Source organism: Nocardiopsis flavescens, assembly GCF_900141985.1.
GTDB classification, from domain to species: domain Bacteria; phylum Actinomycetota; class Actinomycetes; order Streptosporangiales; family Streptosporangiaceae; genus Nocardiopsis; species Nocardiopsis flavescens.
On the sequence record NZ_FQZK01000002.1, the window covers coordinates 223,982 to 235,552 of the forward strand.

The window sequence follows — 11,571 nt, forward strand, 5'->3', positions numbered from 1 at the left end:
GCCCCGGGCGAAACAGGGCGGGGACCGCGGCCGTTGTCGGGTACATGACCTTCGAGACGCACGCCCTCCCCGCCGCCGCGGCACCGGGCCCCCTGTTCACCGAGGCCGACCCCTGGTCGGCGGCGGAGCTGGACCTGGACGCCTACCTGGCCCGCACCGGCCTGGCCGGGGACCTGCCGCCCACCGCGCCGACGCTGCGCGCCGTCCAGCGCGCGCACCTGGCCGCCATCCCCTTCGAGAACGTCGAACTCGTCCTGGAGCGGCCCCTGCCCCTGGACGTGCCCGCGCTGGTGGACAAGATGGTCCGCCGTCGCCGCGGCGGCTACTGCTACGAGCAGAACCTGCTGCTGGCCGCGGTCCTGTCCCGGCTGGGCTTCTCCGTGACCGGGCTCGCCGCGCGCGTGCTGGTGGGCGCGCAGGGCCACCTCAGACCCGCGACGCACGCCCTGCTGCGGGTGGAGACCGAGCAGGGCCCCCACCTCGCCGACGTGGGCTTCGGCGGTGGCGGGCTCCTGGAGCCGATCCCGTTCGAGGACGGGCGCCAGGAGGTCCAGGGCGGCTGGGGCGTGCGGCTGGACCGGGCGCCGGGGCTGGGCGGCCCGGAGTGGCTGCTGCGCTCCTTCACGGACGGGGAGTGGGAGCCGCAGTACGCCTTCACGACGGCGGGCCAGGCCCGGGCGGACTACGCGATCTTCAGCCACTACCTGGCCTCGCACCCGCGCTCGCCGTTCCGGGGGCGGCTGACCGCGCAGCGCATCGGCCCGGGGGTGCGGCACCGGCTGGCGGACGCCACGCTGGTCACCGACCGGACGGACGGGACCGCGGAGCGGCGCGAGCTGGCGGCGGAGGAGGTGCCGGGGGTGCTGGACGGGGTCTTCGGCATCGGTCTGGACGCACGGGAACAGGAGATCGTGGTGCGCAGGGTGTCCGCATTCCTCAATATGTGATCTGGGTCACTTTCCCGGCGGGCGGGGGTGCCCCCGCCCGCCGGGAAGGGCGAAGTCATCGGGGATGTCGTGATGCGACGGTAAGTCTTCAATGCGACTCATGTAAGTATCCGCTCATGTTTCCGACCATTAGGCACGTTCGTCGTGACGAAGACCGGGGGAGGACTGGGGAGGCGCCGCCCCGAGCGGGGGCGGCGACGTCCTGAGGGAGAGCACCCCATGGCGCACATGACCACGGACGACGCCCACGAGTACATCAACGGCGTCTGCTTCAAGACCGGGCCCCCCGGAAAGGTCGGGGCCGAGACCGAGTGGCTGGTCGCCGACACCGCCGCACCCGAATCCACCGTCACCATCGACCGCCTCGCGGCGCTGCTGGAGGGCTCCGGCCCCCCGCCCGCGGGAAGCCGCGTCACCTTCGAACCCGGCGGACAGATCGAGCTCAGCTCGCCCGCCCTGCCCGGCCCGGCCCGCGCGCACGAAGCGCTCGCCGCGGACCTGGAGCACCTCGGCAAGACCCTCGCCCAGGACGGCCTGTCCCTGGTCGAGTCCGCGCTGGACCCCGTACGGGAGCCCGTGCGCCAGCTCCGGCTGCCCCGGTACAACGCCATGGAGCGGTTCTTCACCGGGCGCCGCACCCGCGGCGGGCACACCATGATGTGCTCGACCGCCTCGCTCCAGGTGTGCCTGGACGCCGGCGCCGACGCAGCCGACCTGCGCGCCCGCTGGGAGCTGGCGCACCGGCTCGGCCCCGTCCTGGTCGCCGCGTTCGCCAACTCGCCGCTGTGGCGCGGCCGTCCCACCGGCTGGAAGTCCACCCGCTGGGCCATCTGGGCCGGCATGGACGCCGACCGCACCGCGCCCGTCCTGGAGCCCGGGGGCCCCGGCGACCCGGCCCTGGCCTGGGCCGCGTACGCCCTCGGCGCCTCCGTCATGGCGGTCTCCGAGATCCCCGGGGGCGGCGGTGCCTGGCTGCCCGACCCCGGCATCACCTTCGCGGAGTGGATCGACGGGCACGGGCCGCGCCCCGCCACCCCCGCCGACCTCGAACTGCACCTGAGCACCCTCTTCCCGCCCGTGCGCCCCCGCGGCTGGTGGGAGCTGCGCATGATCGACACCCTCCCCCTGCGCTGGTGGCCGGTCCCCGTCGCGGTCGCCGCCGCGCTCTTCGACGACCCCCGGGCCCGCGCCGCGGCCGAGGAGGCCACGGAGCGGCTCTGCGGCGGCGCCGCGCCCGGGCGGGGGCTGTGGCTGCGCGCGGCCCGCGACGGCACGGCGGACCCCGCGATCGCCGCCTGCGCGCTCCGGTGCCTCGACGCCGCCGTCGAGGCGCTGCCGCGCATGGGGGCGGCGCCCCTGGCCCGCCTCGTCGACGACTACGCCGACCGCCACACCCGGCGCGGGCTCAGCCCCGCCGACGCGCGGCCGAGCGTGCCGGAGCCGCGTCCCGCCCACGCGGGCGCGGCGGACCACCACTCCAGGAACGGTGGAGGAGTTCGGTGAACAACGGACACGACATCTCCAAGGAGCGCATCGCCGCGGAGCTCGACCGGAGCCGGCGGCGCAGCATCGGCCTGACGCTGGACGCGCTCGACGAGGACGGGCTCCTCGCCCAGCACTCCCCGCTGATGTCGCCGCTGGTCTGGGACCTGGCGCACATCGGCAACTACGAGGAGCAGTGGCTGCTGCGGGCCGCCGCCGGCCGCGAGGCCCTGCGCCCCGACATCGACCACCTCTACGACGCCTTCGAGAACCCCCGGGCCGAGCGCACCAGCCTGCCGCTGCTGCGGCCGGGCGAGGCGCGCGAGTACAACGAGCGGGTCCGCCGGGAGGTCCTGGACGCCCTGGACGGCGTCGACCTCTCCGTCCCGGCCCCGCGCGGCCCCGACGACCCGCCCGGCCTGCTGGACGCCGGGTTCGTCTACCACATGGTCATCCAGCACGAGCACCAGCACGACGAGACCATGCTCGCCACCCACCAGCTGCGCCGCGGCGTCCCCGTGCTGCTGGAGGAGACGCCCGCCGTCTCCCCCCTGCGCCCGCCGGCGCGTGCCGAGGCCCTGGTCCCCGCCGGGCCCTTCACCATGGGCACCGACGACGACCCCTGGGCCTACGACAACGAGAAGCCCGCCTTCACCGTCGACCTGCCGGCCTACTTCATCGACACCGCGCCCGTCACCAACGCCGCGTACCAGGAGTTCATGGACGACGGCGGCTACCAGACCCGCCGGTGGTGGAGCAGGGACGGCTGGGAGTGGAAGGAGAAGCGCGGGGCGCGGTCCCCCGCGTTCTGGGAGCGCGAGGGCGAGGGCTGGTCCCGCCGCCGCTTCGGCCGCAGGGAGCTGGTGCCGCCCGCCGAGCCCGTGCAGCACGTCTGCTTCCACGAGGCGCAGGCCTACGCCTCGTGGGCGGGCAGGCGCCTGCCCACCGAGGCCGAGTGGGAGAAGGCGGCGCGCTACGACCCGGCCGACGGCCGCTCCCGGCGCCACCCCTGGGGGGACGCCGAGCCCGCCGCCCGCCACGCCAACCTGGGCCAGCGCAGGCTCGGCCCGGCCGCGGTGGGCCGCCACCCCGACGGGGCCTCCCCGCTGGGCGTGCACCAGCTCGTCGGCGACGTGTGGGAGTGGACCTCCACCACCTTCCACGGCTACCCGGGCTTTCGCCCCTTCCCGTACCGCGAGTACTCGGAGGTGTTCTTCGACGCGGGGTACAAGGTGCTGCGCGGCGGGTCGTGGGCCACCCACCCCACGGCCGTGCGGTCCACGTTCCGCAACTGGGACCTGCCCGTCCGGCGGCAGATCTTCAGCGGGTTCCGCTGCGCCCGCGACGCGGAGCCCGCCTGATGTGCCGCCACACCGCCTACCTGGGGCCGCCGCGTACGGTGTACGACCTGCTGTACGCGGCGCCCCACGCGCTCCACGTCCAGTCCTGGGCACCGCGGATGCAGAGGCACGGCACCGTGAACGCCGACGGGTTCGGGGTGGGCTGGTACCCCGACGACACCCCCGAGCCCCTGCGCTACCGGCGCGCCCTGCCCATGTGGGGCGACGCCTCCTTCGCCGAGGCCGCCCGGGGCCTGGTTTCGGGGTGCGTGCTGGCGGCGGTGCGCGACGCCACCCTCGGGTTCGGCACCGACGAGGCGAGCGCCCAGCCCTTCCGTGCGGGGCGGCTGCTGTTCAGCCACAACGGCGCGGTCAAGGACGACGACGCGCTGGTGGCGGCGCTCCCGCCGCCGCCGGGGGTGCTCGACGCCCGCGCCCCGGTGGACTCCGCGCCCCTGTTCGGGCACGCGGTCCGCCTGTGGCGGGCCTCCGGGGACCTGCCCGGCGCCCTGGCCTCGGTGGTCCGCCACGCCCGCGAGCACTCCGAGGGGCGCTACAACCTGCTGGCGACCGACGGCGAGACCCTCGTGGGCACCGCCGCCGGGGACACGCTGTTCACCCTCAGGGAGCCCGGGGGAGGGGTCCTGATGGCCTCCGAGCCCCACGACGACTCGCCCGGCTGGCGGGAGGTGCCCGAGGGCTCCGTGGCCGTGGCGTCGGCGGAGCGCACCGAGATCCACCCCATCGTCTGACGGAGGAGCCGCAGTGTTCCGCATCGACCGCAACCTCACCGCCGACGACCTCGACAAGGCCCTGCGCCGGGACGTCGCCGAAGGCCTCACGGCCGCGCCCAAGCGGCTGCCGCCCAAGTGGTTCTACGACGAGCGCGGCAGCGCCCTGTTCGAGGACATCACCGGACTCCCCGAGTACTACCCCACCCGCGCCGAGCGGGCGATCCTGGAGGAGCGCTCCGACGAGATCGCCCGGGCCGCCGGCACCGGGGCCCTCATCGAGCTGGGCTCGGGATCGGGCGTCAAGACCCGGCTGCTGCTGGACGCCATGCGCCGCCACGGCACCCTGGCCCGGTTCGTCCCCGTCGACGTCAGCGGCGACTTCCTGGCCGCCTCCGCCCGCAAGGTCGCCGACGACTACCCCGGGCTGGACGTGCACGCCGTCGTCGGCGACTTCGAGCACCACCTGGGCCTGCTGCCGGTGCGCGAGGACGCCGGGCCCCGGACCCTCGCCGTGCTGGGCTCGACCATCGGCAACCAGGAGCCCGGGCCCCGGGCGGCCTTCCTGGGCGACATCCGGTCGGTGCTGCGCCCGGGCGACACCTTCCTGCTCGGCGCCGACCTGGTCAAGGACCCCGACCGGCTGGTCGCCGCCTACGACGACGAGCGGGGGGTGACCGCGGAGTTCGACCGCAACGTCCTCAACGTCATCAACCGCGAGCTGGGGGCCGACTTCGACACCGCGGAGTTCGAGCACGTGGCCCGCTGGAACGAGAAGGAGGAGTGGGTCGAGATGCGGCTGCGCTCGCGGGTGGACCAGCGCGTGCGCGTGGACGCCCTGGACCTGGAGGTCGGCTTCGCCGCGGGCGAGGAGATGCGCACCGAGATCTCCGCCAAGTTCCGCCGCGAGGGCCTGGAGCGGGAGCTGGCCGCCGCCGGGTTCGACCCGGCGCACTGGTGGACCGACCCGGACGGGGACTTCTCCCTGAGCCTGTCCACGGCCCGCGCGTCCTGACGGGGCCGCCCCGCCCGGGGCCGCGGGGCGCGCACGCCCGGCGGCCCCGGACGGCGTCCGTGTCCGTCCGCCGCGGGCCGCCGGTCCCGGCCCCGGCGGCACCGCGCCGGACCGCGGCGATCCGCTACGCTCGTGCCGTGTTCAAGGTAGGAGTTTTCGGCGCCGATGGGCGCATGGGGTCAGAGGTCGTCAACGCGGTCCGGGGGGCCGACGACATGGAGTTCGTCGGGGGCGCCGACGCCGCCGACGACCGGGAACGGGTGCTGGGGGCCGACTGCGTCGTCGACTTCACCCATCCCGACGTCGTCATGGACAACCTGGAGTGGCTGATCGGCCACGGCGTCCACGCCGTCGTCGGTACCAGCGGCTTCGACGAGGAGAAGCTGGACCGGGTGCGCGGGCTGCTGGCCGACCGCCCCGGTTCCCGCGTGCTCGTCGCGCCCAACTTCGGCGTCGCCGCCGTGCTGATGATGCACTTCGCGGCCAAGGCCGCCCCGTACTTCGAGTCGACCGAGATCATCGAGCTGCACCACCCCAACAAGGCGGACGCCCCCAGCGGCACCGCCCACCACACCGCCGAGCTGGTCGCCCGGGCCCGCCGCGCGGCCGGGGCCGCGCCGATGCCCGACGCCACCACCGCCGAGATCCCCGGTGCCCGCGGCGCGAACGTGGACGGGGTGCGGGTGCACGCGCTGCGCATCCAGGGCCTGATCGCGCACCAGGAGGTCGTGTTCGGCACCGACGGGGAGACCCTGACGATCCGCCACGACTCCATGAACCGGGCCTCGTTCATGCCCGGCGTGCTGCTGGGCGTGCGCCGGGTCGCGGACCTGCCCGACCCGCTGACGGTGGGCCTGGAGCCCCTGCTCGACCTGCGCTGACCCGTGTCCCGCCGCCCCGGTCCGCGACGCGCGGCCGGGGCGGCGGCGCGCCCGGGACCCGGTGTCCGGGGCGGGGGCGGTCTCCGCCCGGTCGCGCCCCGCCTGCGGGCCACCCGCGGCCGTGCCCGGCCACCGGGTCAGCCCAGGAGCAGGCCCAGCGAGAACAGCGCGCCGAACGCCATCTGCAGGCGCCCGGTCTCGCCCAGCCCCAGCACGAGGTCGCGGCCGGTCTGCCCGCCCAGGACCCGCCGCAGCGGAGGCACCGCCAGCGGGGCGGCGAGCAGCACCAGCGGCACCCACCAGGACACCGCGACCAGCGCCAGGGCGACGGCGAACGCCGCCACGAGCATCGCCGCGTACAGCCGCCGCGTCCCGGCCTCGCCCAGCCGCACCGCCAGGGTGATCTTGCCGGTCTCCCGGTCGGTGGGGATGTCCCGCAGGTTGTTGATCACCAGCACCGCGCAGGACAGCAGGCCCACCGGGACCGACGCCGTCCACGCCTGCCAGGGCGCCGCCTCCAGCTGCACGAACACGGTGCCCACCACGGCCACCACGCCGAAGAACACGAACACGGACACCTCGCCCAGCCCCCGGTACCCGTAGGGCGTGCGTCCGCCGGTGTAGTACCAGGCGGCGGCGATCGCCACCGCGCCCACCAGGAGCAGCCACCACGACGTCGTGGCGACCAGCACCAGGCCCACCAGCCCGGCGAACGCGAAGCTCCCCAGCGCGGCGGCCAGCACCCGCCCCGGCGCGGCCAGCCCGGTCGCGGTCAGCCGGGTCGGCCCGGTCCGCTCCGCCGTGTCGGTGCCCTTGACGCCGTCGCTGTAGTCGTTGGCGAAGTTCACCCCGACCTGGAGCGCCATGGACACCACGAGCGCCAGCAGCGCCTTCCACCACACGAAGCCGTCCAGGGCGAAGGCCAGCGCGGTGCCGACCGCCACCGGGACGATCGAGTTCGGAAGCGTCCGGGGACGCATCCCCGAGATCCATTCGCTGACCGTGGCCACTGCCGGGTCCCTCCACCGCTCGACGGCCGGCGCGCACCGCGCCGCTACGACCTCCCCACGGTAGTGCCTGCTCCCCGGGCCCGGGCCCGCGCCCCTAGCCGATGCCGGCGTGCAGGCGCACCATCGGCAGCGCCGACCCCAGGTCGATCTCCCGCCGGGCGCCGTCGGGGGCCCACCCGGAGGACTCGTAGAACGACCGCAGGGCGTTGCCGGCCTCGGGCACCCACACGTGCACGGTGGTGAACCCGTCCTCCACCAGGTGGTCCACGGTCGCGTTGAGCAGGCGCCCGCCGTGGCCGCGCCGGGCCAGGGACGGGTCCACGTGCAGGGCGAACACCTCGGCGTCGGTGGCGGGCCACAGGTCGGGGTCGCCCGCCGGGCCGAACGCGGCGAAACCCACCACCGTGCGCACCCCGTCGTTCTCGTCGGTGGCGACCACCAGGCGGTGCCGGGAGGTGGGCGGCGACTCCAGGGCGGCCGACCACTGGGCGTGGAAGCCCTTGCGGGCCTCCCCGCCGCCGATCTCGGCGACCACCTCCTCGGGCAGCAGGGCCCCGTACACCTCCTTCCAGGAGGCCACCTGGACGTCCACGACGACGTCGACGTCGGCGGGGCGGGCGGGACGGACGAACTGGGCACCGGACACGATCAGGCCTCCTGGGGGAGTCATCGACACGAGTGGGCCCACGCCGGAGTTTCCGGACCTTGCCACGGCGTGGGAACATCTACGTTGTGAGCTTCATTATCAGAGTCATCGTGAACGCGCTCGCCCTGTGGCTGGCGGCCTACCTGGTCAGCGGCATCGAGGTGACCACCTCGGACACGACGGAGACCATCCTCGTCTTCCTGGGGCTGGGCCTGATCTTCGGTGTGGTCAACGCGATCATCAAACCGATCGTCAAGACCGTCGGCTGCCTCTTCTACGCGTTGACGCTCGGGCTCATCGGCCTCGTCGTGAACGCGCTGCTGTTCCTGCTCACCGAGTGGATCGCCGGGCTCTTCGGCCTGCCCTTCCAGATCGACGGCTTCTGGTCCGCCTTCTGGGGCGCGATCATCGTCGCGATCGCCAGCTGGCTGGTCAGCCTGTTCCTGCCGGACGGCAAGGACGACTGACCGGCTGCGGCCTCCCGAACCGACCCTCCCGCCCCGAATCCGCGGGTTCCCGTCCGTGTCCCGGCCCGACGGCCGGGACACGGTGCGGGTAGGTTCACATGCGAGCCCCTCCCTCGACCCACGAGGACGGGGCCGATCCCGGTCCCGGCACCGGCGTCCGGGCGGACGCGGTCCGGACACGACCGGCACAGGCTTCTCCGCGACCGCCCCCGTCGGACCCCGCAACGGTCCGACCCGGCCCCGGTCACGGACGCGGACAACGGCTCCGCACCTTTCCATCCGTACGCCACAGCAACGGTGCCGCCCCGCGCGGCGGCGCCGCACACACCGAGAGGAGGAGGGGCAACCATGGACCCCACCGCCCCACGGCGGCGGTCCGCATGCCTTTCGCACACGATGATGGACACGAAGAACCGCCCCTTCGGCGCGATGTTGACCGCAATGGTCACACCCATGCTGGAAAACGGGGACATCGACTACGAGGGCGCCGCCCGGCTGGCGACGTACCTGGTCGACGAGCAGCGCAACGACGGCCTGATCGTCAGCGGCACCACCGGCGAGTCGCCCACCACCAGCGACGCGGAGAAGGACCGCCTGCTCCGCACGATCGTGGAGGCCGTCGGCGACCGCGCCCGCGTGGTCGCGGGCGTGGGCACCAACGACACCGGCCACAGCATCGAGCTGGCCAAGGCGGCCGAGAGCGCCGGGGCGCACGGCCTGCTCACGGTCACCCCGTACTACAACAAGCCGCCGCAGGAGGGCCTGATCCGGCACTTCACGGCGATCGCCGACGCCACCGGCCTGCCGGTCATGCTCTACGACATCCCCGGCCGCACCGGCGTGCCCATCGCCTCCGAGACCCTGGTCCGGCTGGCCGAGCACCCGCGCATCGTCGCCAACAAGGACGCCAAGGACGACCTCGGCGCGAGCTCCTGGGTCATGGAGCGCACGGACCTGGCCTACTACTGCGGCAGCGACATGCTCAACCTGCCGCTGCTGTCCGTGGGCGCCTCCGGCTTCGTCAGCGTCGTCGGCCACATCGTCGGCGCCGACCTGCACGACCTGATCGACGCCTACGAGGCGGGCGAGGTCACCCAGGCGCTGGCCATCCACCGCCGCCTGACCCCCGTCTACACCGGCATGTTCCGCACCCAGGGCGTCATCACCACCAAGGCGATCCTCAACCTGTTCGGCCTGCCCGCCGGACCGGTCCGGGCACCGCTCACCGACGCGTCGGTGGAGCTGCAGACCCTGCTGCGCGAGGACCTCGCCGCCGCGGGCGTCAAGGGGCCCATCGGCCTCGCCCCGCACCAGGCCGTCCCGGCCAGTGCCATCCCCGTCGAGCGCCTCACGGAGGGGTCCGTATGAGCCACCCGCACCCCGAGCTGTCCTCCCCCCCGCCCCAGGGCGACGGCGTCCTGCGCGTCGTCCCGCTGGGCGGCCTGGGCGAGATCGGCCGCAACATGACGGTCTTCGAGTTCGGCGGCCGGATCCTCATCGTCGACTGCGGCGTGCTGTTCCCCGAGGAGGAGCAGCCCGGCGTCGACCTGATCCTGCCCGACTTCGACTACATCCGGGACCGCCTGGACGACATCGAGGCGGTCGTCCTCACGCACGGCCACGAGGACCACATCGGCGGCGTCCCGTTCCTGCTGCGCGAGCGCCCCGACATCCCGATCGTCGGCTCCCGGCTCACCCTGGCGCTCATCTCCGCCAAGCTCGGCGAGCACCGCATCAAGCCCGTCACGGTCCAGGTGGAGGAGGGCGAGCGCCACGACTTCGGCCCCTTCGACCTGGAGTTCTTCGCGGTCAACCACTCCATCCCCGACGCGCTGGCCGTCGGCATCCGCACCCCCGGCGGGTCGGTGCTGCACACCGGCGACTTCAAGATGGACCAGCTGCCGCTGGACGGCCGCCTCACCGACCTGGCCGGGTTCGCCCGGTTCGGCGACGAGGGCGTGGACCTGCTGCTGTCGGACTCCACCAACGCCGAGCAGCCCGGCTTCATCATCAACGAGCGCAACCTGACCGAGGCCATCGACAAGGTGTTCCGCCAGGCCGACAAGCGCATCGTGGTGGCCTGCTTCGCGTCGCACGTCCACCGGGTGCAGCAGGTCATCGACTCCGCGACCAAGCACGGCCGCAAGGTCGCGTTCGTGGGCCGGTCGATGGTCCGCAACATGAACATCGCCCGCGACCTGGGCTACCTGAGCATCCCCGGCGACACCATCATCGACGTGCGCCAGCTCGACGACCTGTCGCCGGACAAGGCCGTGCTGATCTGCACCGGGTCCCAGGGCGAGCCGATGTCGGCGCTGAGCCGGATGGCCAACCGGGACCACCAGATCCGCATCGAGGAGGGCGACACCGTCCTCCTGGCCTCCTCGCTCATCCCCGGCAACGAGAACTCGGTCAACCGGGTCATCAACGGCCTGACCCGCTGGGGCGCCAAGGTCGTGCACAAGGGCAACGCCCTGGTGCACGTGTCCGGGCACGCGCCCGCCGGCGAGCTGCTGTACGTGCTCAACATGGTGCGCCCGCGCAACTTCATGCCGGTGCACGGCGAGTGGCGGCACATGCGCGCCCACGCCGACCTGGCCAAGCTGACGGGCGTCCCCTCCGACCGGATCGTCATCGCCGAGGACGGCGTGGTCGTCGACCTGTACAAGAACCGGGCCAAGATCGTCGGCGCGGTGCAGGCCGGGTACGTGTACGTGGACGGCTCCTCCGTCGGCGACGTCACCGACGCCGCGCTCAAGGACCGCCGCATCCTGGGCGAGGAGGGCTTCATCTCCGTCGTCGTGGCCGTGGACTCCGGCAGCGGCAAGATCCTGGGCGACCCCGAGATCCACACCCGGGGCGCGGGCATCGGCGCCGACGCCTACGACGACGTCATCGACAAGATCCAGGACGCCCTGGACAAGGCGGCCCGGGACGGGGTCAACGACCCCCACCAGCTGCGCCAGCTCATCCGGCGCAGCACCGGCCGGTGGGTCAACGACACCTACCGCCGCCGCCCGATGATCATCCCGGTGCTGGTCGAGGTCTGACC

Annotated in this window: 11 protein-coding genes; 9 read left to right on the forward strand and 2 right to left on the reverse strand. The window is 73.9% G+C overall.

Annotated elements, in window-relative coordinates; genetic code table 11:
* Positions 1–44: 44 nt before the first annotated feature.
* The 6 genes from BUE45_RS05325 to dapB all read left to right on the forward strand — a co-directional run bounded on the left by BUE45_RS05325 (position 45) and on the right by dapB (position 6,396).
* Positions 45–947 carry an arylamine N-acetyltransferase family protein gene (locus tag BUE45_RS05325; RefSeq protein ID WP_073375812.1) on the forward strand — a complete coding sequence of 301 codons (903 nt, stop codon included), beginning with the start codon at positions 45–47 and terminating at the stop codon, positions 945–947.
* Between the two features lie 219 nt (positions 948–1,166).
* On the forward strand, positions 1,167–2,450 hold the full coding sequence (egtA, locus tag BUE45_RS05330; protein WP_073375816.1) for an ergothioneine biosynthesis glutamate--cysteine ligase EgtA: 1,284 nt from the start codon (positions 1,167–1,169) through the stop codon (positions 2,448–2,450).
* Entirely contained in the window at positions 2,447–3,790 is a 1,344-nt protein-coding gene (gene egtB / locus BUE45_RS05335; protein WP_073375822.1) for an ergothioneine biosynthesis protein EgtB, read from the forward strand. Before egtA ends, egtB begins: the two co-directional genes overlap by 4 nt.
* Positions 3,790–4,521: an ergothioneine biosynthesis protein EgtC gene (egtC, locus tag BUE45_RS05340; protein WP_073375826.1), complete on the forward strand. Its 732-nt coding sequence runs from the start codon at positions 3,790–3,792 to the stop codon at positions 4,519–4,521. Before egtB ends, egtC begins: the two co-directional genes overlap by 1 nt.
* 13 nt (positions 4,522–4,534) lie before the next feature.
* Complete coding sequence (gene egtD / locus BUE45_RS05345; protein WP_073375831.1) at positions 4,535–5,515, forward strand: L-histidine N(alpha)-methyltransferase; 981 nt, start codon at positions 4,535–4,537, stop codon at positions 5,513–5,515.
* A gap of 137 nt (positions 5,516–5,652) precedes the next feature.
* The gene (gene dapB / locus BUE45_RS05350) at positions 5,653–6,396 is read left to right on the forward strand and encodes a 4-hydroxy-tetrahydrodipicolinate reductase (RefSeq protein WP_073376430.1); all 744 of its coding nucleotides are present in this window, start codon (positions 5,653–5,655) and stop codon (positions 6,394–6,396) included.
* Positions 6,397–6,533: 137 nt separating this feature from the next.
* Here the strand turns inward: dapB and BUE45_RS05355 are convergent, their stop codons facing one another.
* Entirely contained in the window at positions 6,534–7,406 is an 873-nt protein-coding gene (locus tag BUE45_RS05355; protein WP_073375836.1) for a 1,4-dihydroxy-2-naphthoate polyprenyltransferase, read from the reverse strand.
* Positions 7,407–7,500: 94 nt separating this feature from the next.
* Positions 7,501–8,052, reverse strand: a complete 552-nt coding sequence (locus tag BUE45_RS05360) for a GNAT family N-acetyltransferase (protein WP_073375841.1) — start codon at positions 8,050–8,052, stop codon at positions 7,501–7,503.
* A gap of 86 nt (positions 8,053–8,138) precedes the next feature.
* Between BUE45_RS05360 and BUE45_RS05365 the strand changes: the two genes are divergently transcribed.
* The 3 genes from BUE45_RS05365 (at position 8,139) to BUE45_RS05375 (ending at position 11,569) form a co-directional block, all read left to right on the forward strand.
* Complete coding sequence (locus tag BUE45_RS05365; protein WP_073375845.1) at positions 8,139–8,519, forward strand: phage holin family protein; 381 nt, start codon at positions 8,139–8,141, stop codon at positions 8,517–8,519.
* Positions 8,520–8,915: 396 nt separating this feature from the next.
* The gene (gene dapA, locus BUE45_RS05370) at positions 8,916–9,887 is read left to right on the forward strand and encodes a 4-hydroxy-tetrahydrodipicolinate synthase (RefSeq protein WP_073375850.1); all 972 of its coding nucleotides are present in this window, start codon (positions 8,916–8,918) and stop codon (positions 9,885–9,887) included.
* Positions 9,884–11,569, forward strand: coding sequence for a ribonuclease J (locus BUE45_RS05375; RefSeq protein ID WP_073375856.1), 1,686 nt, complete (start codon positions 9,884–9,886; stop codon positions 11,567–11,569). Before dapA ends, BUE45_RS05375 begins: the two co-directional genes overlap by 4 nt.
* The last annotated feature ends 2 nt before the right edge of the window (positions 11,570–11,571 follow it).

Bases quoted from the DNA above. Each gene is read 5' to 3' on its own strand.
- egtC (WP_073375826.1), top strand. From the start codon at position 3,790: ATGTGCCGCCACACCGCCTACCTGGGGCCGCCGCGTACGGTGTACGAC.
- BUE45_RS05325 (WP_073375812.1), top strand. From the start codon at position 45: ATGACCTTCGAGACGCACGCCCTCCCCGCCGCCGCGGCACCGGGCCCC.
- egtA (WP_073375816.1), top strand. From the start codon at position 1,167: ATGGCGCACATGACCACGGACGACGCCCACGAGTACATCAACGGCGTC.
- BUE45_RS05375 (WP_073375856.1), top strand. From the start codon at position 9,884: ATGAGCCACCCGCACCCCGAGCTGTCCTCCCCCCCGCCCCAGGGCGAC.
- dapA (WP_073375850.1), top strand. From the start codon at position 8,916: ATGATGGACACGAAGAACCGCCCCTTCGGCGCGATGTTGACCGCAATG.